The sequence below is a fragment of the Bacillus sp. BR3(2024) genome (assembly GCF_039134555.1).
Lineage (GTDB): Bacteria > Bacillota > Bacilli > Bacillales > Bacillaceae_G > Bacillus_A > Bacillus_A cereus.
Genome location: NZ_CP152433.1, coordinates 1,236,386 through 1,257,697 on the forward strand (window position 1 = coordinate 1,236,386; position 21,312 = coordinate 1,257,697).

Below are 21,312 nucleotides of genomic sequence, written 5' to 3' on the forward strand. Positions count from 1 at the left end.
TACATTATATATGTAAATTGAGTAAGAAAGGGAAATTTCACACTTTCCACACATTTATTTGTTATTTTACAATTATAACGAAATCATCCGAAGATGGAGGGAATCTTTTGAGAAAGTATGTTTTTCTTCTCTGTTTTTTATTTCTATTAGTAGGGTGTCAAGGAAGTTCATATACACCAATTGCTAAAGATAAAAATGTTATTATAACTACGAATATAAAAGAAGGCAGCATTAGTTTTATTGATAAAAAAGATAAAAAGTTAATTACGACATGGGAACTAAATGAGCCAATGGCCGGAATCACACTGCTTCCAAATGGCGATGAAATACTTGTATACGGTAAGCAATTAGAATATATGTATGTATATTCACTAGCGGAAGGAAGGCAAGTGGGAAAATATAAAACTGGAAAGGGCATTGTAAATGTGGTCGTATCAGCAGATAAAAAACAATTATTTGCTGCTGATCAAAATGTTCAAAAGGTAAGGTTCTTTACGATAAATGGGAAAGAGACAGGAAATGTTTCAACAGGAAAAGGGCCTATAACGATGGTAGAGTATCAGAATCGGTTATCTGTACTAAACTTTTATGATACGAAACTAACGACAATTGATACGAAGAAAAAAGAAGTTATTCAATCCTTTATGATTCCGCCAGCATCAACAGGAGCGACGATTAGTCCTGATGGGAAAGAAATATGGATTGGCGGACATGGTGATGGAAATCAAGTAAATGAGAAAGTGTTAGTGTATTCTTTACAGAGTGGAGAAATGGTGCGTTCTTTACACGCTCCATTTATGCCTGTGAATATAACGAGGGATAGTAAGTACGTATATGCACTCAGTCATGGGTCGAATACACTTAGAAAGTTTGATATTAGAACATATAAAGAAATAGCTTCTGTAGAAGTAGGGTCGAATCCATTTGCATTTTTTGAGAGCGGAGCAGAAGGGTATGTAGCCAGTTATGATAGTGATGAAGTGTGCGTTATAGATATGAAGAATTTGAAAATAAAACAAACAATTAAAGTCGGAAAAGGACCGTTTCAACTCATAGAGAGGGAAGGGAAGGACAATGAATAAATATAGAGTGCTAGTTGTAGATGATGAAAGTGATATGAGACAGCTTGTTGGAATGTATTTGGATAACTTTGGATATGAGTGGGGAGAAGCTGAGAATGGAAAAGAGGCTCTTAAAAAACTAGAAACGGATCATTATGATTTCGTTGTATTAGATATAATGATGCCAGAAATGGATGGACTTTCAGTTTGTAAAGAAATTAGAAAAACGTCAGATGTGCCGATTATATTTTTAACGGCAAAAGGTGAAGAGTGGAATAGGGTGAACGGCTTACGTATGGGAGCAGATGACTATATTGTAAAACCGTTTAGTCCTGGTGAATTGGTTGCCCGTATGGAAGCTGTGCTAAGAAGATATACAAAGCAAGAACAGCAAGAAGAGATTCAATTTGGACCAATTCTTATCAATGAAAAAAGTAGACGAATAGAGGCGGATGGTGAGTCGATTTCTCTTACTGTAAAAGAGTTTGATTTATTATATTTTCTTTGCCAACATACAGGACAAGTATTTAGCCGGGAGCAATTACTTGAAAAGGTATGGGGATATGATTATGCCGGAAGTACAAGAACGGTAGATACGCATGTGAAAACGATGCGCTTGAAGCTTGGAGAAAGTGGAAACTACATTCAAACTGTTTGGGGTGTAGGCTATAAATTTGAGGTGTAACGTATGTTTACGATGGTACAAAAACTTTGGCTTACAGTAGTATGTGCAGTATGTGTAACAGTGTCCTTTCTTTATTTCGTATCTTTATACTCGTATGAAAAATTATACGTTGATAATTTAAAAGCTTCGTTAGTAATGGAAGGAAAAAGTCTTGCTGCTCAATATGATAAGCGTGAAGGAATATCAACTTTTGAAGAGAAAGTAAGATCGTTTGATCAAATATCTAGTTCAGACGTTATTTTCGTGTCTAATCCGCGTGATTTAAGCGCATGTTTGCCTTTTGATGTGCATCATCATTCTCTTATAAGTGAAGGAGATAGGCAAACGCTATTAGACGGGAAAACTGTGACAAAAATAGGATATGAAGAACATTTTGACCGTAATATTATGGGGGTTGTCATCCCTGTATTGGAAAATAAAAAATTAGTCGGAATTGTCTATTCGTATATTCCTTTAAAAAGTATAAAAGATTTAATCTATGATATGGGTCTTATTTTAGCACCGTTAGCAATTGCTATGATTTTAATTACGATATGGGTTGGAAGGAAAATTATAATTGCAATTACGAAGCCACTTTCGCAAATGGAGCGGGTTGCAAATCATTTGGCTACGGGAGATTTTTCGGAGCGGATTACAGTTTCTTCAGAGGATGAAATTGGACGATTAGGAAAAGCATTTAATAAAATGGCAAATTCATTAGAAACAGAAGATGTAAAGCGTAAGGAATTTTTAGCAAATGTTTCGCATGAACTTAGAACACCACTTAGTTATATAAAAGGGTATAGCGAGGCTATTTTAGATGGTGTTGCAAAGGGACCGCAGCAGGAAAAAGTAACGCAGCTAATTCATAAAGAAGCAGGTCGTATGCAGCGTCTCGTTCATGACTTGTTAGACTTAGCACAATTAGAAGGTGAGCACTTTCCGTTAAAGAAGCAACCTATCGTTTTTTCACAGCTGATTGAAGACGTATTAGATACGTATGAGATTAAGTTTATAGAAAAGGAAATTCATATTTCAACTAATTTAAATCCAGAGGTCATTGTCATGATTGATGAAGATCGTATGCAACAAGTGCTTCATAATGTGTTAGATAATGCGATACGGTATACAAATCAAAAAGGAAATATCGTTATAACTTTAGAGCAAATCGATGATTACTGTGAATTAAAAATAAAAGATACAGGAATTGGTATTGATATAGAACATTTGGAGAATCTTGGAGAACGCTTTTACCGAGTTGATAAAGCGAGAAGTCGTCAACACGGTGGAACAGGTTTAGGCCTTGCTATTGTGAAACAAATTGTTCATATACATGGTGGACAGTGGAAAATTGAAAGTGAAAAAGATAAGGGAACAACGGTTATTATTAAACTGAATGTACAGGATGAGGGGAGCATGTTCTAATTTTTAGGACATGTTCTTTATATTGAAGAAAATATTTATCCCGCTATTCGCCGGGCAGTAAGACCCTCACCTCAAAATTCAACGGAAGCAAAGAAGTTAGGTGGAGGCCCTGCTGCCCGTAAAAGTCCGATTCGTGAGGGCTAATAATCAGTGGGCGATGAACAAAACCCCCACTGATTAAAGTTTCACTTTATACGTAAAAATATAAATTAATATGTAATAAATATCGAAAATTTGACTATTTTATGAACAAAACATTTGTACTTCTTATCAATTCGGTCTAAAATAGTTATGATGCAAAGTTCTTATAAATCGTTTCAATTGTTGTTTGGAAGATACTGAGGTGATTTAACTGGAGTACAAATCTATTAAACCGAAAAAAATTTACGAAGAAGTATCTGAAGCTATTTTAACAATGATTAAAAATGGTACGTTAAAACCTGGTGACAAACTACTCCCTGTGCATCAATTAGCTGAGCAGTTTCAAGTTGGCAGATCTGCTGTTCGTGAAGCGCTAAGTGCGCTAAGAGCGATGGGCTTAATTGAGATGAAACAAGGAGAAGGTACATATGTGAAGAACTTCGATTCTTCTTCATTAACGAAATCATTAAACAATAGATTATTAATGAAGAAAGAAGATATTTTGAATTTATTAGAAGTACGAAAGGTGCTTGAAGTGGGGGCAGTTCGAGTAGCGGCGGCAAAACGTACGGAAGATAATTTACAAAATATGAAACATTGGTTAGATGAAATGGCAAAGAGCATTGGAGATGAAAAGGCTGGCGAAAAAGCCGATTTTCAATTTCATATGGGAATTGCAGAGTCTTCGCATAATAACATTTTGCTTGAACTCATGAATCATGTTTCAGAGATGATTGCTGAAACAATTGGTGAATCAAGACGCATTATTTTATATGGTGAACAAACGACATCAGAACGACTTATAGAAGAGCATCAAGTTATATATGATGCGGTGTTAAAACAAGATGTAGAATTAGCGCAGCAAGCAATGCTAGATCATTTAACAAATGTAGAACATATTGTCACAGGTAAAAACGATATAAATTCGTAATTTAATCTTTTAAAAATTTAATTTTCTGATAAAATAGAGAAAGATTAAGTAAGCGTTTTCTTTAGAAGAGGGAGAGGATAGGCCATGGTTGAGCCTATTTCTTCTCTACTAAATCATCTGATGACCATATGTTTGTTGGTGAAGTTGTAAAAAGGGGGAGTAATAGTTATGAAAGTTACTTTATTTGTTACTTGTTTAGTCGATATGTTTGAAACAAATGTCGGCAAAGCAACAGTTGAAGTGTTGGAGCGTTTAGGTTGTGAAATTGAATTTCCAGAAGCACAAGTTTGTTGTGGTCAGCCTGCTTATAATAGCGGCCATGTAGAAGCAGCAAAAGAAGCGATGAAACATATGATTGAAACTTTCGAAGATGCAGAATATATTGTTACGCCATCTGGTTCTTGTGCGACAATGTTTCATGAGTATCCGCATGTTTTCAAAGATGATCCAAAGTGGGCTAAACGTGCACAAAAAGTTGCTGATAAAACTTATGAATTTACACAGTTTATTGTAGATGTTTTAAAAGTTACAGATGTTGGTGCAAGTTTACCAGGGATAGCTACTATTCATAAATCATGTCATATGACGCGTATGCTTGGAGTAAAAGAAGCACCAGGAATTTTATTATCAAATGTAAAAGGATTAACTGTGAGAGATTTGCCAAACGTGCAAAATTGTTGCGGGTTTGGGGGAACGTTTTCAGTTAAGATGACTCCAATTTCTGAGCAAATGGTAGACGAAAAAGTAGATAGTGTCATGGAAACAGGTGCAGATTATTTAATCGGTGCAGATTGTGGGTGTTTGTTAAACATTGGCGGACGTATTGAGCGTTTAGGAAAAGAAGTAAAAGTAATGCATATTGCTGAGGTACTGAATAGTCGCTCATGAAGGGGGAACATAAGCTATGTCTATGAAAATCAGTGAGAAAAAATTTAATGATCGCGTTGGTGATGGAATTCAAGATTCGTTTATGCGCGGAGCAGTATCTTCTGCACAAACGCGTTTATATACGAATCGCTTAAAAGCTGCAGATGAATTAGGAAACTGGGAAGAGTGGCGTGAACTAGGTGAACAAATTCGTCAACATACGTTAGAAAATCTGGATTATTACTTAATGCAGTTAAGTGAAAATGTATCAAAAAGAGGCGGACACGTGTACTTTGCGAAGACGAAAGAGGAAGCTGCAAAGTATATTCAAGACGTTGCCAAAAAGAAACAAGCGAAAAAAGTAGTAAAATCAAAGTCGATGGTAACAGAAGAAATTAGTATGAACCATGCGCTTGAAGAGATTGGCTGTGAAGTGTTAGAGAGTGACTTAGGAGAGTATATTTTGCAAGTAGATAACGATCCACCTTCACATATTATTGCACCTGCACTTCATAAAAATAGAACGCAAATTCGCGATGTATTTAAAGAAAAGCTAGGCTATGAAAATTCTGATGACCCATATGAAATGACAAAGTTTGTTCGTAAACAACTTCGTGAGAAATTTATGGATGCAGAAATTGGTGTAACTGGTTGTAACTTTGCTGTTGCAAATACTGGATCTCTTTGTTTAGTAACGAATGAAGGTAATGCAGATCTTGTTATGTCAATTCCTAAAACACAAATTGCGGTAATGGGTATGGAACGTATGGTTCCGACAATGGAAGAATTAGATGTTTTAGTTGGTTTACTATGTCGTAGTGCAGTAGGTCAAAAATTAACAAGTTATGTAACAGTAGCAGGACCAATTCAAGAAGAGGAAGTTGATGGACCTGAAGAATTCCATTTAGTGGTTGTTGATAATGGTCGCTCTCAAATTCTTGGATCTGAATTCCGTTCCGTATTACAATGTATTCGTTGCGCTGCTTGTGTTAACGTATGTCCTGTATATCGTCACGTTGGTGGACATTCATATGGATCGATTTACTCAGGACCAATCGGTGCGGTATTAACACCGCTTCTAGGTAGATATGATGATTACAAAGAGCTTCCTTATGCATCTAGTTTATGCGGAGCATGTACAGAAGCTTGTCCAGTAAAAATTCCATTGCATGATTTATTATTAAAACATCGTCAAGTCATCGTTGAGCAAGAAGGTCGTGCACCACTTGCAGAAAAACTAGCGATGAAAATGTTTAGTATGGGTGCTTCTTCAGCTGCTTTATATAAAATGGGTTCAAAAATGGCACCAGCGGCAATGAGTCCATTTACATCTGGTAATCGTGTATCAAAAGGTGTTGGACCACTTAAAAACTGGACGGATATTCGTGAATTCCCAGCTCCAAGTAAAGAACGATTCCGTGATTGGTATAAAGATCATAAGAAAGGCGGGGATAAATAATGACAGGATTAATTCAAAACCGTGATGCCTTTCTAGATAACATTGCAAAAGAACTTGGGCGCGCACGTAAAACAGAAGGTGTAGAGCGTCCAGTATGGAAAAGTAATGTGAATATAGAAACGTTAAAAGATTATTCACAAGAAGAATTACTAGAAGTGTTTAAAAAGCAATGTACAAACATTCATACAACTGTAGTAGAAACGACAAATGACCGTTTAGGTGAAGACCTTCAAAAAGTAATCATGGAAAACGGCGGGGGACCTATTTTATTATCAGCAGATGATCGTTTTGATGCATATGGTTTAACATCTTTATTTAAAGAAGAACTTCCAAAGCGAGACGTTGAAGTAAACGTATGGGATCCAGAGAGAAAAGACGAAAATATGCGTTTAGCTGAAAAAGCGAATATTGGTATTGCATTTAGTGATTATACATTAGCCGAATCTGGTACAATTGTTGTACAAAGTCATAAAGGGCAGGGACGTTCTTTACACTTTTTACCGACTGTATATTTTGCTATTATTCCACGTGAAACACTTGTGCCTCGTATTACACAAGCAGTTCAGGATATGAACTCACGCGTAGAAAATGGGGAGACAGCGGCATCTTGTATTAACTTTATTACAGGGCCAAGTAACTCGGCTGACATTGAGATGAATCTTGTTGTCGGAGTACATGGACCATTAAAAGCAGTATATTTCATCGTATAAAAGAGGGGAAAGCAGGCCGGAAAATGGCCTGCTTTTTTAGTAGAATAAAGGATAATATGAAGTAGAAGTTCTCTCCTTTTTTTGCTATGTTTTTTGGGAAAGGAGAGGAAGGGATGTTCACTTATTTATATGCACTGTTAGCAGGGATGGTGTTTGGTTCTTTTTTTATGTTAGTTGCGGTGAGGGTTCCATTAGGTGCGTCTATTATTACCCCGCGTTCACATTGTTATTATTGCAAATATGTGCTAAGGCCAAAAGAACTAATCCCCATCATTTCATTTTATATACAAAGAGGCTGTTGTACGAATTGTAAGAGGAAAATTCCAATTATATATGTAGCATTTGAATGTATAACAGGAAGTATATTTCTTCTTACCGTGTATATGATTGGAATAGAACGAGAACTTATTATCATTTTATCCCTTTTTTCGCTACTTCTTATTATTTCAGTTACAGATTACTTATATATGTTAATTCCTGATTGTATTTTAATTTCGTTTGCGGTTTTACTCATTCTCGAAAGTGTTTTTGTACAATTAGTTACTTGGACAGATAGTATAGTTGGTAGTGGTGTTATATTCCTTTTGTTATATTGCATGCAAAAGATATATCCAGAAGGGCTTGGCGGAGGAGATATAAAACTACTTTCGTTACTTGGTTTTATAGTAGGAGTGAAGGGAGTTTTTATCGTTTTATTTTTAGCATCTTGTTTTAGTCTTTGTTTTTTCGGGATTGGTATCGGATTAAAACGTATAGAAGTACGAAAGCCAATTCCATTTGGTCCTTTTATTAGTCTTGGGGCAATGTGCTATGTATTAGCTGTTTATTCAAATTAGAGAGGGAATCGAAAATGAACGTATATATGGATGATCAAAGAAGTTGCCCGTTCGGGTATGTGTCCGCAACTACAGTAGAATGTGCCTTGCAAATGGTTCGGGATTATGATGTGAATATTCTTTCCCTTGATTATAATATGGGCTGGGGAGCAAAAAATGGACTAGATTTTGTAGAAGCTTTTTGTACAGAGGGATTATATGTAAATGAAATTCACCTTCATACGAATGATGTCATCGGTATGCACAAGATGAAACAGAGAATGGATAAGGGAAAGGAAGAAGGAGAAATTAATCCTCACCTTGTTGTTAAATACGTGGGAAGCTAAAAACTCCAAAGTAAAACTTTGGAGTTTTTAGTGTTTCATATGTGCTTGTAAAGGAATAATCTCTTCTTGTTGAGCTACTGCGATTTCAGTTTCTTCCTGTTGAACTTCAGGTGTTTTCTTTGTTAAGTAGTGGTATACCATACCGACAAATACTGATCCGCCAATAATGTTACCGATTGTAACAGGAATTAAGTTATGAATAGCACCTGAAAAAGAAATTGTCTCAGGATGCGGTGAAACTAAAGATAAAGCAAAGAGTGATAAGTTTGCAATACTATGTTCGTAACCAGATAAGAAGAATGTGAAAACAAGTAGCATCATGACTATTATTTTTGCTGTGTCACCTTTAACCTGAGAAGGTAAGAAACAAGCAAGACATACGAGCCAGTTACATAAAATGGCTTTAAAGAATAACTGCACTGTAGGTGTGTTCATCTTTCCTTCAACGACTTTATTCATTAAGTGACCGTGATCAATTGCTTCAAAAATTCCAGTTGCGTAAAATAGTAAGGCAAAGAATAACGCGCCGGCTAAGTTACCTGCATAACAAGCAACCCAGTTACGTAGTGTATCAGAAATCGTTGTTTCTTTTCTTAAAGTTGCTACAGTAAAGTACATTGTGTTCCCAGTAAACAATTCAGCACCGCCATATATAATAAGTACGAGAGCAATCCCGAAAAACATAGAAGCAGCTAAATAAGTTGCTGGTGAATCTGCAATGTGAAAAAAGTTACCTAATTTAAAACATAGTACAATAATAAAACCGATATAAATACCAGCAAGTGCAGCACGAATGAAATATTGCATTGGGTTTGTATCTAGTATTTTCTTTTTGCTTTTAGCCAGTTTGACAACATAATCTAGTCCTTGTTCTAGCATGAGTAATACGCTCCTTTAGTAAATCTTCTATAAATACTCCTTATATGAATAAAGTACATGGAATTGTTCTCACTTTCAATAAGTTTGTGCAATGTTTCACAAAAAGGACATACATACATTAAGAAAACGTTTACAAAAGGTAGTATAATGTAATTTTTTCTGGACATTGAGAGGAAGAAAGAAAAAAGAAAAAGCGCTGTAATTACAGCGCTTTTTCGTCTAAATTCTTTTCTACTTTTACTTCTACTTCTTTTGAGAAGAACCAACCACCAACTGCGATTCCGACTAATACAATCCAGAATGTAAGCTTCCACGGAGTGGATTCTGGGAATGAATGTGGAATTACATTTAATGCAGGGTGTGCTAATGTATAAACTGCTAGCTTCACACCAACCCAACCTACAATTAAGAATGCTGCGGTTTCAAGTCCTGGTTTACGTTTTAAGATTTGTACGAAAGCAGTTGCTGCAAATCGCATAATGATTAATCCGATAAGTCCACCTACAAAGATAACAGCGAATTGCCCAGTATCAAGACTACCAATTGTACCTAATCCTGTTTTTGGTAAAGTCATTGCTAGTGCAACAGCAGCTAAAATTGAATCAACTGCGAAGGCGATATCAGCAACCTCAACTTTAAATACAGTCCACCAAAAGTTCTCTTGTTTTTTCTTTGCTTCTTTTTCTTCTGTTTCTTCATCTGTATTCTTTTTAACATATGTTTTAAATAAGTGATTACCAGCGATAAACATAAGGTAGATGGCACCGATTGCTTGCACTTGCCATACATCGACTAAGAACGAAATCATAAATAACGATCCAAATCGGAAAACAAATGCCCCCGCTAATCCATAAAATAGTGCTTTCTTTCGTTTTTCTTCTGGTAAATGTTTTACCATAATTGCAAGAACAAGAGCGTTATCAGCCGCTAAAATCCCTTCAAGTGCAATTAGGATGAGTAATACCCAACCATACTCCAATAATAATGATACATCCATGTACATTCTCCTCTCATTTCTATAAGTTCTAAATAAGTGAAGAATTTCCCCACTATTTAGTTTCCCCATACTCCTGCCTATTAACTTTGGAAAAATCTGGAAGTGAATGCAAAAAAGACCTCTGCCGTTAATAGGCAAAGGTCTTGCTAGACATATGTAATAAAAAATGCCAACAAAGCCGGAAGAACTAAGTTCTACGTAATGACGACTTTGTTTCCAAGAAATATTCTTGGACGCTACTCCCCTTTGGAGATATGTTATTGTATTCTCATTATATGGATAATTTATACGGTTGTCAACCTGTTAAAATATCTTCATTCGGATATTTTATTTTCAGGTTCTTTTTACGAGCAAATGAAAAAGCCAATGTTAAAGGACCCATTTTCCCGAAAAACATCATAAAGATAATAATAGCTTTTCCGATTATAGTTAAGTGGGGTGTTAAATTCATACTGAGGCCAACAGTCCCAAATGCTGAAAATACTTCGAAAGCACTCATCAATAGAGGAACTCGCTCAGTAATACTCAAAATTAAAATAGCAAAAAAGATAAATGAAATGGAAATAATAGTAATGGTTAATGATTTGACAATGAGAGTATCTTTAATGGATTTTTTAAATACGACAATATCCTCTTGTTCTTGTAAAAATTTAAATACGCCAAAAAATATGATTAAAAATGTTGTTAACTTAATCCCACCACCAGTTGAAGCGCTACCAGCACCAATAAACATAAGGAGCATCATTAATAGGAGAGAAGGTTTTGACAATGTAGAAATATCAACAGTATTAAACCCGGCAGTTCGCGTTGAAATTGCTTGAAAATAAGAGGCCAATCCTTCTTCAAATGGGGTAAAACCTCTCATAGAAAGGGAGTTATGGAACTCGAATATAAAAATAAAAAGGGTAGCAATAATGTTGACGATTAGAGTAGAAGAGAGCATAAGTTTTGAATGTAGTGTAAGGTTTTTAAAGTTTTTCTTTCTTTTTATGTCTACGATTACTGTAAAACCAATTCCACCTAAGATGATGAGAGAGGAAATGACGAGATTGACAAGAATGCTATGAGAATGGGACATTAAATTATCGCTCCACACAGAAAAGCCAGCATTGTTAAAGGCTGAGATTGAATGGAAAAAACTATAATAGATCCCTTTCATAACCCCATATTTTGGTACCCATTCAAAAGAAAGAATTATAGTAGCGATACATTCGACTGTAAAAGAGAATAAAAATAATGCTTTGGCAAGACGGATGATGCCGCCGATATTCGTTTGATTTAATGCTTGTTGCAGTAAAATTCGATTTTGAAGACCGATTTTTCTTCCGAGCATAATCGCAATTAAGACAGCAAAGCTCATAATGCCAAGCCCGCCAACTTGTATAAGCGTTAAAATGACACATTGTCCAAACAAAGTAAATACTTTTCCAGTATCTACAACACCAAGTCCAGTAACAGTACAAGCGGAAACGGTTGTAAATAAGGCATCGAGCCATGAAATGGAAGTTGTCGTAGCAATGGGTAGTTTTAATAAACATGTGCCGACAACTGATAATACAAGAAAAGACAAAGTAAGAACGCGGGGAGGGCTCATGCTAATATTAATCCGTTTCATTTTACAGATCGCTCCTTTCGTTTTGATTAGTATGTGAAAAAGCACCATTATGTATGTTGAAAATAGAAAGAGGCAGAGAATATCTGCCTCTAAGCCATATGTTATATTATTATCCACGTAATTGTTGTTGAGCTAAAGCAACAAGACGTTTTGTTACTTCACCGCCAACTGAACCGTTAGAACGAGATGCTGTATTAGATCCTAAGCTTACACCAAATTCTTGTGCAATTTCATATTTAAATTGTTCAAGTGCTTGTTCTGCACCTGGAACTAATAATTTGTTTGTTTTTACCATGTTGATACACATCCTTATGAGTAGTCCAGTTCAGCTAAGTTCTTATCTAAACTGGTAACGTTATTTTATGTGGAAACGACGTACTCATACGCGGAAGTAATCGGTGCGATTAGAAGTTCTTGGATAGAAAAAAGAGTAGCAAATTTGCTACTCTTTTTTTAGTATTGTCGCTGTTCCTTCCACGACAATATCATCTGATTGATTATATATGTTTGTTTGCAGCGTAATGATTTTTTTATCATCACGCTTCTTAATAACCTCTGCCACAACGCGAAGTGTATCACCGATTTTGACAGGGGCACGGAATGAAACATTTTGGGATAAATAAATCGTATTTTTGCCTGGGAGTTTCGTTCCAAGGATGGTAGAAATAAAACTCGAAACGAGCATACCGTGAGCAATACGTTCTTTAAACATTGTCGTTTTTGCAAAAGAATCTAAAATGTGAATAGGATTCACATCCCCAGTCAATTTTGCAAAATTGATAACATCTTCATCTGTAATTGTTTTTGTAAGGGATGCTTGATCACCGACTTGAATCTCATCATAGCGAAGCTCCGGAACAGTTTGTGCTTCTTGAAATGGATTCATTTTGTCCTCCTTCTTTTCCATATCGAAAAATGTTAGCCATCTTGATGTAGTAGGAGGAAGAAAGAGTTTTGTTTGTGCTGCGGTTAGCTCCCACATTTTTCTTACTTGATGGAAGTAAATAGATTTTTTGAGTTTTCCTCGAACTTTTTTGCGAGTTCCAACTGTTTTGACTTGAACTCTTCCAAAAAACCCTCTAACTGTTTTTGAGCCTCTTCACGTTGTAATTGTTGTTGCTCAATAAATTGTTTTGTTGTTTCTTCAAATTGGCCGCTTGTTTGGGTAAGAATTGACAATGATGTTTTTGTAGGAGAAACAGTAAGCTGATGCATATGAGCAGAAAGTTCCTTCCATTTGTCCTGCCACTCGTTAATTTGATCATTTAAGGAGTTTCCAGTTAATTGTTTCACGTAATCTGTATATTGGTTATTGAACTGAGCAGTGAGTTGTTGTAGTTCTTTTTCTAGTTCATCTACTCCTGATGTTAATTTATGCAAAGCGTCTTGTTGTTGTTTTAATGTTTCTAAAGTAAGTTGCTCTAATTGCTTCCCAGCTGAAGAGAAAAGGGAAAGTGATTGAGACCAGTTTTTCCAAAATGCATCGACTAATTCGTATGGTTTAGTTTCCATTGTTTGACCCCCAAATGTTTTTTTGCATATTGTGAACGCAGATTACTCTGCTGTACCACCAGGTGAAGATGAAGAATCCGTTTCATCCTTTTCTGGAGAAGTAGAAAATGGAAAGAATGCATTGGTGTATAACGTGAAAAACGTTCGCAACATATTTTGATAATGTTCAAAAGAAGTCGCACATGTTGTTAAATATTGCTCTCCATATTCAGTTAAAGAATAAATTCTTTTTGCCGGCCCTCCATCGCTTGTATCCCAAGTAGAAGAAATAAGGTTTTCTTTTTCTAATTTGCGTAGTGTTCTATAAACATTACCTTGGTCAACAGAAGAAAAGCCGATATCCATTAGCATTTGAATAAGTTTGTAACCATGAAGACTCCAGTCTTTTAGACAGAGAAGTAAGAAGGGAACTAAGAAGTTTTTTGGCATGGAGTTTGGTTGTTTCGCTTGGTTGCTCTCCAAACTTTCGCGTTGTTCTGGTTCATTTTGTAGCATGATTGTGCATCACCTCATGAATCAGTTAGATGGAATTTTTTGCTTATAAGTGCAATTTACACCTATCTGTTTTTAAAGTCAACACATTTGTTAGAAAATAGAAAAAATAAAATATAGACTTGAAGTTTTATTCAGAATATTAGAAAATAGTGAATAGGTTGAATTGTTTCAAAAACGAAAAAGGGAGTGTAGGTAAAGTGATTGATCAAAAATTCGATCCACTACAAGCATGGAAAAATGCTTATGAACAAACCGAAACATTTTGGGGAAAAGCGCTCAATGAAACAATTAAAACAGAAGAATATTCTGCTTGGATGGGCAGCGTTCTAGATTTGAATTTGTTTTATCAAAAAGCATTAAATGATACGACAAAAAACTATTTAGAACAAGTAAATGTGCCGACGAAAGAGGATATCGCAAGAGTGGCTACGCTTGTTATTAACTTAGAAAATAAAGTAGATAACATTGAGGAGTTTCTAGAGGAGAAAGTAGATTCTTTAGGGCAAGCTCCTACATTAAAGCGTGATGTAACGAAAGTAAAACAAGATATTCGTACGCTTGAAACAAAAGTAGATCAAATTTTAGAATTGCTAGAAAAGCAAAATGCAGTACTAGCTAAACTACAAGTACCTGTAAAAGAAGAGGTAAAGCCTGCGAATAAACCAGAAAATAAAAAATGATAAAAGCGCTTGTTTATAACAGATAAAAGAGAGAGGGAGAATCTCTTTTCACGTATAAACAGCGAAACATAATTATATATGGACTCTATAGTATGAGTACCAAAATGATTCATAACAATCGTTCACAAATTCATTTAAGGGGGAAAAGAAATGGTTCAATTAAATGGAAAAGTAGCAATCGTAACAGGTGGAGCAAAAGGAATTGGAAAAGCAATTACAGTAGCATTAGCACAAGAGGGAGCGAAAGTAGTTATTAACTATAATAGCAGTAAAGAAGCAGCTGAAAATTTAGTAAATGAATTAGGAAAAGACGGACATGACGTTTATGCAGTGCAAGCGGATGTTTCTAAAGTAGAAGATGCAAACCGACTTGTAGAAGAAACTGTGAATCATTTTGGTAAAGTTGATATTCTTGTTAATAATGCTGGTATTACAAGAGACCGTACATTCAAAAAGTTAAATCGTGAAGATTGGGAGCGCGTAATTGACGTGAATTTAAGCAGCGTATTTAATACGACAAGTGCGGTTCTTCCATACATAACGGAAGCAGAAGAAGGAAGAATTATTAGCATTTCTTCTATTATTGGTCAAGCAGGTGGATTTGGCCAAACAAACTACTCAGCAGCAAAAGCGGGTATGTTAGGATTTACAAAATCATTAGCGTTAGAACTTGCAAAAACAAATGTCACTGTAAATGCTATTTGCCCAGGATTTATTGATACTGAAATGGTAGCAGAAGTACCAGAAGAAGTACGTCAAAAAATCGTTGCAAAAATCCCGAAAAAACGTTTTGGTCAAGCTGATGAAATTGCAAAAGGTGTAGTATACCTATGCCGTGACGGTGCGTATATCACAGGTCAACAATTAAACATTAACGGCGGATTATATATGTAATGAAGCAAGAAAAAAGTGCATATCCATAGCAGGAATGCACTTCTTTTTTTTTAAGAAGGAAATCGACCAAAAAGGAGATAGAAAAATGACTACATTCGCAACAGAATGGGAAAAGCAATTAGAGCTATACCCAGAAGAGTACCGAAAAGCATACCGCCGAGTGAAAAGGGCGAGTGAAATTTTATTACGTGAACCAGAGCCGCAAGTCGGATTAACGCCGAAAGAGGTTATTTGGACGAAGAATAAGACGAAGCTTTATCGCTACATTCCAAAACAAGAAAAAACACAAAGAGTTCCAATTCTGTTAATATATGCTCTTATTAATAAACCATATATTATGGATTTAACTCCTGGAAATAGTTTAGTGGAATATCTAGTGGATCGTGGTTTTGATGTATATATGCTTGATTGGGGCACATTTGGTTTAGAAGATAGTCATTTGAAATTTGATGATTTCGTGTTTGATTATATTGCAAAAGCAGTAAAAAAAGTAATGCGAACTGCAAAATCGGACGAGATTTCTTTACTTGGTTATTGCATGGGTGGAACGCTAACTTCTATTTATGCAGCGCTTCATCCGCACATGCCAATTCGTAATTTAATTTTCATGACAAGTCCTTTTGATTTCTCTGAAACAGGATTGTATGGTCCTTTATTAGATGAGAAATACTTCAATTTAGATAAAGCGGTTGATACATTTGGAAATATTCCGCCAGAAATGATTGATTTCGGAAACAAAATGTTAAAGCCAATTACGAACTTTGTTGGTCCATATGTTGCTCTAGTAGATCGTTCAGAGAATGAACGCTTCGTCGAAAGCTGGAGATTGGTTCAAAAGTGGGTTGGTGATGGTATTCCGTTCCCAGGTGAATCATACAGACAGTGGATTCGTGATTTTTATCAAAATAATAAATTGGTTAAGGGTGAACTCGTTATTCGCGGACAAAAGGTAGATCTTGCAAATATTAAGGCGAATGTCTTAAATATTTCCGGGAAACGTGATCATATCGCTTTGCCATGTCAAGTAGAAGCATTACTAGACCATATTTCTAGTACAGATAAACAATATGTATGTTTACCAACAGGGCATATGTCTATCGTTTACGGTGGAACAGCTGTAAAACAAACATATCCGACGATTGGAAATTGGCTTGAAGAGCGTTCTAATTAAAAATAAAAAATCCAACTAGCCTATGTTAGTTGGATTTTTTTATGAAAAATAACAAAACATAGAAAGGAGAAATTTATATTTTAGGAGTATAATTATGAAACTTATGACAGGTAAGTTGTTTTGGAATACAGGAGTTTCAGTACCTTGTTATCCACCGTTAGGAAGTGATATGATATGTGATGTGCTTGTAGTCGGAAGTGGCGAAGCAGGTGCCCATATAGCGTATTCTTTAGCGAAAATAGGTATGAGTGTAATGCTTATTGAAAAAAGAGAAATTGCATGTGGTAGTACATTTGCAAATGTAGGTGTATTACAGTTTCTTCATGATAAATCGTTAACCTCACTTATCCATACATTTGGTGAAGAAAAAGGGGTACGAGCATATAAACTGTGTTACGAAGCGTTACGGACAATGGAGAAAGTGGTACCTACTCTCGATATTGATCCCTATTTTATTCCGAGAAGTAGTTTATATTATGCAAGTAAAAGTGAGGATGTCTCATTTTTACAAGAGGAGTACAATACGTTACAGAATTATGGATTTCCTGTTGAGTATTTTACAGAATCTGATATTAAGAAACGTTATCCTTTCATAAAACAAGCGGCATTATATACACACGGTGATGCCGAGGTGAATCCGTATTTATTAGCGCACAGTCTTTTGCATAAAGCAAATCAAATGGGAGCTAATATATATGAACATACAGAGGCAATACATATAAAAAAACGTAAAAATGATTTAATTTGTTACACGAAAATAGGAAATCAAATTGTAGCAAAGAATATTATTATGGCGACAGGTTATGAAGCGCTTTTTGGAAAGAAAGAAAGAAAAAATACAACAGTAGACACCTCTTATGCAATTGTAACAAATGAAATAGATCAGTTTGAAGGCTGGCATGAGCGATCGTTAATTTGGGAAACGGCACGGCCCTACTTATATTTTCGAACGTATCGAAGCCGCATTATAGTAGGCGGATTAGATGAAGCGCTGCAAATTCAAACAATTGGTGATACGAAATTATTGCATAAGCGTGATATCCTTATTAATATTGTAAAAGAGATGTTCCCGCAGTATAAAAATATACAGGCAGACTACTATTGGGCAGCCGCATTTGGTGGTACTCATGATGGTCTCCCCATTTTAAAAGAAGACGAAAAGATACATAATTTGTTTTACGCATTGCCGTATGGAGGTAATGGAACTGTATATGGAATGGTCTTTGCCAAATTATTTGAGCAGTTATTTACAAATAAAGAAAGTAAAGATTTTTCTTTATTTAATCGATAGAAAAAAGGTAGCGAAGTGATGGAATGAGAGATATAAAAAAGTTTTTACAAAAATTACGTCCTGTACAACTCATCGTTTTGTTTTATTTGTTAGCAGTAGTTGTATCGGTGATATTGCTTAGTTTGCCGTTTGTTACGAAGCCTGGTGTGAAATGGACATTTATAGATGCGCTTTTTACATCGGTTAGTGCGGTAAGCGTTACGGGACTGTCTGTTATTACGATTTCAGATACGTTTACTACAGCAGGAATTATTGTTTTAGCCCTTATTCTACAATTAGGCGGCTTAGGAATTATGGCGCTTGGTACATTTGTTTGGATCATTACGGGGAAAAAGATTGGTTTGCAAAGAAGAAGATTAATTATGGCAGACCATAATCAAGGGAATTTATCGGGTCTTGTAGAATTGATGCGTTCTATTTTGATTGTAATTATTTCAATAGAACTTATTGGAGCAATCCTATTAGGTACAAGATTTTTACTTTACTTTCCGACTTGGCAAGAAGCTTATTTTCACGGTTTCTTTGCAGCTGTTAGTGCGACTACGAACGGCGGATTTGATTTAACAGGACAATCATTAATTCCGTATAAAAAAGATTATATTGTTCAAATGATTCATATGTTACTAATTATTTTGGGAGCGATTGGTTTCCCTGTGCTAATGGAAGTGAAACAATTCCTTAGTAAAAGGAGACAACAATTATTCCGTTTTTCATTATTTACAAAATTGACGACAACAACATTTTTTGCACTCGTTGTTGTTGGTACAATTATGATTTTTTTACTGGAGAGAAATCATTTTTTAGTAGGAAAGTCATGGCATGAAACTGTATTTTATACATTATTCCAATCTGTGACGACGCGAAGTGGTGGACTTGCTACGATGGATATACGTGAATTGTCACAACCGACGCTTTTATTTATGAGTATATTAATGTTTATAGGGGCATCTCCAAGTTCGGTTGGGGGCGGAATACGTACAACAACATTTGCTGTTAGTATATTGTCACTATACACCTTTGCAAGGGGCGGTAGAACAGTTAGAGTCTTCAAACGTCAGCTACATGAAGAGGATGTACTGAAAGCATCTGTCGTTATGACGATGGGGATTTTGTTATGTGCTACTGCGCTATTCATTTTATCTATTACGGAAAATGTACCGCTTATGAGCTTAATTGTTGAAGTTTGTTCTGCTTTCGGAACGACGGGACTATCAACAGGTGTTACGCCTGATTTAACAACTGTTGGGAAACTTGTACTTATTGTGCTTATGTTTATCGGACGCGTTGGCATTTTAACATTTATTTTAGCTAGTGGTGGAAGGGAACAACCACCTCGCTATAAATACCCGAAAGAGCGGATTATTATTGGATAGTATGAAACCATTCTACCTACGTTAGGTAGAATGGTTTTTTAGTCGTTAATGCCAAATTGTGGATGCATAAAAGCTTCATTTTTATTATCCGCTTCGTTTTTTAGCAATTCTTGATTTTCTTCTGAAATCCAGCCAATATCATTTGTAGGATGGATCCACTCATCGCCAGCCATAATGGCAGGATCTACTTCATCACTCCAATTGTTAAGCGGACTGTTCTCGGAATTATATTTACTGTCTCCAATTACAACATCATATTGATTCACAAAAGGTTGTTGCATCGTTTTTCCTGTTCCTTTAAAAGATGGAAAATTCATTTGATGCGGGAGCGTTTCGTCTAAAATCGGTGATTGAATCTTTTCTTTTTTCTTCAAAATCATCGCTCCTTTTTATAATGGTTTCTTCATATGTAGTATTTCCATCGAACGCCTCTTATGTACTTGTTAACACTTGCCAGTAATAATTATTTTAAGTTGTTTCAAACTAGAGTAGAAAGTGATTTCTTGAGAGCAGGTGAATGTATTGGTAAAAAGAAAAGTGAAACAAAATGCGGCAATCAATAATAATAAAACTCCGAAAGAAAGCTTACCAGATGCAGAATTTGCATTAGAGTATGAAGGAGAAAATAGCGCAAAGTATGCTAATCGTAATTCAAAAAAAGGGAAACAAAAATGAGGCGTTTTTTACAAACGCCTCATTTTTTTGTGGGATTATAAAGGTTTTTTTTATTATTTGTAAATTTAGTGTTTTCTATTAGCAGAAAAATGCGAAAAAACATAGAAGTAGCAACGTATTACACAAAAACAAACAACAAACAAAAGATTAATGTTGGTTTAATACTGCTTTTACACTAGTTGTTTATATTTGAGTTGTACATAAGATTTGTAAAAGGAGAGAGAAACAGTGAAAAAAACAATCTTTAAAGCTGTAGCGACTGGAATGGTATTTTCGTTATTAATGGGGTGTGGTGCAAAGAAAGAAGAAAGTGCTGGAGCGAAAGTGAAAGATGACAAATTATCTGGATCATTAACTGTTTACACAGCCATTGAAGAAGAGCTTGTACCAATTTATCTTGATTCCTTTAAAAAGAAATATCCTGATGTGAAATTGAACATTGTACGTGATTCAACAGGAGTTATTACTGCGAAATTACTAGCTGAAGGGAAAAATACACAAGCAGATGTTGTATGGGGAACTGCGGCATCAAGTCTATTAGCTTTAGATAAAAAAGATATGTTAAAAGGATACTCTCCAAAAGGAGCAGATCGTGTTCTTCCACAATTTAAAGATGATAAGCAACCTGAAAAATGGGTAGGAAATACTGTATTTATGACGGGGATTGCTGTAAATAAAGAAGAGTTAAAGAAGAAAAATTTACCGATGCCAGAATCATATGAAGATTTAACGAAACCAGAGTATAAAGGAACACTTGTTATGCCACATCCAGCATCATCTGGAACAGGATTTTTAACAGTTTCTGCATGGCTACAAATTATGGGTGAAGATAAAGGCTGGGATTACATGAAGAAACTTCATGATAATATGGCAAGTTATACGCATTCAGGTTCAAAACCAGCGAAATTAGCAGGAGCAGGTGAATATCCAGTCGGTGTATCAATGGTTTATAGTGCTTTAAAAGAGAAACAAAAAGGTGCACCAGTTGAAGTTGTACTGCCGAAAGAAGGATTAGGATGGGAAGTAGAAGCGAACGCACTTATTAAGAAAGATAATGCGAAAAATGATAAATTAGCGCAAGCATTTTTAGATTGGGCAATTACTGATGATGTAATGAAGTTATACTTTGAGAAAAATGGATTTGCGACAATTAAAAATGACTATAAACTTCCAGAGGGATTCCCGAAAGATGTTACGGAAAAATTATATAAAAAGAATGACTTTAAATGGGCAGCAGAAAATCGTGACAAAATTTTAGAAAAATGGGAAAAAGAGTTTGGCCAAAAAGCAGAACCGAAAAAGTAAGTGAG

At 35.5% G+C, this 21,312-nt stretch carries 24 protein-coding genes; 16 read left to right on the forward strand and 8 right to left on the reverse strand.

Features of this window, described 5'->3' with window-relative positions; genetic code table 11:
* The first annotated feature begins 107 nt into the window (after positions 1-107).
* From V7S45_RS06390 to V7S45_RS06430, 9 genes are all read left to right on the forward strand, one after another.
* Positions 108-1,082 (forward strand): hypothetical protein, encoded by a 975-nt coding sequence (locus V7S45_RS06390; RefSeq protein ID WP_001234152.1) that lies wholly within the window; start codon positions 108-110, stop codon positions 1,080-1,082.
* Entirely contained in the window at positions 1,075-1,746 is a 672-nt protein-coding gene (locus V7S45_RS06395) for a response regulator transcription factor (protein WP_001046397.1), read from the forward strand. Before V7S45_RS06390 ends, V7S45_RS06395 begins: the two co-directional genes overlap by 8 nt.
* Positions 1,747-1,749: 3 nt before the next feature.
* On the forward strand, positions 1,750-3,150 hold the full coding sequence (locus V7S45_RS06400; RefSeq protein ID WP_000494796.1) for an ATP-binding protein: 1,401 nt from the start codon (positions 1,750-1,752) through the stop codon (positions 3,148-3,150).
* Between the two features lie 382 nt (positions 3,151-3,532).
* A complete protein-coding gene (locus V7S45_RS06405; protein WP_254904515.1) occupies positions 3,533-4,222 on the forward strand; it encodes a FadR/GntR family transcriptional regulator in 690 nt (229 codons plus the stop codon).
* A 168-nt stretch (positions 4,223-4,390) separates the two neighbouring features.
* Positions 4,391-5,110 carry a (Fe-S)-binding protein gene (locus tag V7S45_RS06410; protein WP_000869148.1) on the forward strand — a complete coding sequence of 240 codons (720 nt, stop codon included), beginning with the start codon at positions 4,391-4,393 and terminating at the stop codon, positions 5,108-5,110.
* Positions 5,111-5,126: 16 nt separating this feature from the next.
* Positions 5,127-6,548 (forward strand): LutB/LldF family L-lactate oxidation iron-sulfur protein, encoded by a 1,422-nt coding sequence (locus V7S45_RS06415; RefSeq protein WP_025687761.1) that lies wholly within the window; start codon positions 5,127-5,129, stop codon positions 6,546-6,548.
* Positions 6,548-7,258 (forward strand): lactate utilization protein C, encoded by a 711-nt coding sequence (locus V7S45_RS06420; RefSeq protein ID WP_000147187.1) that lies wholly within the window; start codon positions 6,548-6,550, stop codon positions 7,256-7,258. The genes V7S45_RS06415 and V7S45_RS06420 overlap by 1 nt, the downstream gene beginning before the upstream one ends.
* Before the next feature lie 113 nt (positions 7,259-7,371).
* Complete coding sequence (locus tag V7S45_RS06425; protein ID WP_000495726.1) at positions 7,372-8,094, forward strand: A24 family peptidase; 723 nt, start codon at positions 7,372-7,374, stop codon at positions 8,092-8,094.
* A gap of 14 nt (positions 8,095-8,108) precedes the next feature.
* Positions 8,109-8,420, forward strand: a complete 312-nt coding sequence (locus V7S45_RS06430) for a cyclic-phosphate processing receiver domain-containing protein (protein ID WP_001103770.1) — start codon at positions 8,109-8,111, stop codon at positions 8,418-8,420.
* A gap of 27 nt (positions 8,421-8,447) precedes the next feature.
* On the opposite strand, the gene V7S45_RS06435 is transcribed toward V7S45_RS06430, so the two are convergent.
* From V7S45_RS06435 to phaQ, 7 genes are all read right to left on the reverse strand, one after another.
* The gene (locus V7S45_RS06435; protein ID WP_025687762.1) at positions 8,448-9,299 is read right to left on the reverse strand and encodes a formate/nitrite transporter family protein; all 852 of its coding nucleotides are present in this window, start codon (positions 9,297-9,299) and stop codon (positions 8,448-8,450) included.
* A gap of 202 nt (positions 9,300-9,501) precedes the next feature.
* On the reverse strand, positions 9,502-10,296 hold the full coding sequence (locus tag V7S45_RS06440) for a TerC family protein (RefSeq protein WP_000383314.1): 795 nt from the start codon (positions 10,294-10,296) through the stop codon (positions 9,502-9,504).
* A gap of 295 nt (positions 10,297-10,591) precedes the next feature.
* A complete protein-coding gene (locus V7S45_RS06445; protein ID WP_000822360.1) occupies positions 10,592-11,911 on the reverse strand; it encodes a TrkH family potassium uptake protein in 1,320 nt (439 codons plus the stop codon).
* A gap of 109 nt (positions 11,912-12,020) precedes the next feature.
* Positions 12,021-12,206, reverse strand: a complete 186-nt coding sequence (locus V7S45_RS06450) for an alpha/beta-type small acid-soluble spore protein (RefSeq protein WP_000241212.1) — start codon at positions 12,204-12,206, stop codon at positions 12,021-12,023.
* A 147-nt stretch (positions 12,207-12,353) separates the two neighbouring features.
* On the reverse strand, positions 12,354-12,797 hold the full coding sequence (locus V7S45_RS06455) for a MaoC family dehydratase (RefSeq protein ID WP_001067916.1): 444 nt from the start codon (positions 12,795-12,797) through the stop codon (positions 12,354-12,356).
* Between the two features lie 101 nt (positions 12,798-12,898).
* Positions 12,899-13,423: a polyhydroxyalkanoic acid inclusion protein PhaP gene (gene phaP, locus V7S45_RS06460; RefSeq protein ID WP_000448594.1), complete on the reverse strand. Its 525-nt coding sequence runs from the start codon at positions 13,421-13,423 to the stop codon at positions 12,899-12,901.
* A 42-nt stretch (positions 13,424-13,465) separates the two neighbouring features.
* Entirely contained in the window at positions 13,466-13,918 is a 453-nt protein-coding gene (gene phaQ, locus V7S45_RS06465) for a poly-beta-hydroxybutyrate-responsive repressor (RefSeq protein ID WP_000939956.1), read from the reverse strand.
* 197 nt (positions 13,919-14,115) lie between these two features.
* Between phaQ and phaR the strand changes: the two genes are divergently transcribed.
* The 5 genes from phaR (at position 14,116) to V7S45_RS06490 (ending at position 19,327) form a co-directional block, all read left to right on the forward strand.
* Positions 14,116-14,598, forward strand: a complete 483-nt coding sequence (phaR, locus tag V7S45_RS06470) for a polyhydroxyalkanoic acid synthase subunit PhaR (RefSeq protein ID WP_000566942.1) — start codon at positions 14,116-14,118, stop codon at positions 14,596-14,598.
* A gap of 150 nt (positions 14,599-14,748) precedes the next feature.
* On the forward strand, positions 14,749-15,492 hold the full coding sequence (locus V7S45_RS06475; protein WP_000250409.1) for an acetoacetyl-CoA reductase: 744 nt from the start codon (positions 14,749-14,751) through the stop codon (positions 15,490-15,492).
* Positions 15,493-15,577: 85 nt separating this feature from the next.
* On the forward strand, positions 15,578-16,663 hold the full coding sequence (phaC, locus tag V7S45_RS06480) for a class III poly(R)-hydroxyalkanoic acid synthase subunit PhaC (protein ID WP_000206336.1): 1,086 nt from the start codon (positions 15,578-15,580) through the stop codon (positions 16,661-16,663).
* 94 nt (positions 16,664-16,757) lie between these two features.
* The gene (locus tag V7S45_RS06485; protein ID WP_000772577.1) at positions 16,758-17,954 is read left to right on the forward strand and encodes an FAD-dependent oxidoreductase; all 1,197 of its coding nucleotides are present in this window, start codon (positions 16,758-16,760) and stop codon (positions 17,952-17,954) included.
* 23 nt (positions 17,955-17,977) lie between these two features.
* Positions 17,978-19,327 (forward strand): TrkH family potassium uptake protein, encoded by a 1,350-nt coding sequence (locus tag V7S45_RS06490; RefSeq protein ID WP_001204707.1) that lies wholly within the window; start codon positions 17,978-17,980, stop codon positions 19,325-19,327.
* Positions 19,328-19,365: 38 nt separating this feature from the next.
* Here the strand turns inward: V7S45_RS06490 and V7S45_RS06495 are convergent, their stop codons facing one another.
* Entirely contained in the window at positions 19,366-19,701 is a 336-nt protein-coding gene (locus tag V7S45_RS06495; protein ID WP_000726024.1) for a DUF3905 domain-containing protein, read from the reverse strand.
* Positions 19,702-19,849: 148 nt separating this feature from the next.
* On the opposite strand from V7S45_RS06495, the gene V7S45_RS06500 reads away from it, so the two are divergent.
* Both V7S45_RS06500 and V7S45_RS06505 read left to right on the forward strand, forming a co-directional pair.
* Positions 19,850-20,002, forward strand: a complete 153-nt coding sequence (locus V7S45_RS06500) for a hypothetical protein (protein WP_000240799.1) — start codon at positions 19,850-19,852, stop codon at positions 20,000-20,002.
* 228 nt (positions 20,003-20,230) lie between these two features.
* A complete protein-coding gene (locus V7S45_RS06505; protein WP_025687763.1) occupies positions 20,231-21,307 on the forward strand; it encodes a putative 2-aminoethylphosphonate ABC transporter substrate-binding protein in 1,077 nt (358 codons plus the stop codon).
* Positions 21,308-21,312: the final 5 nt, after the last annotated feature.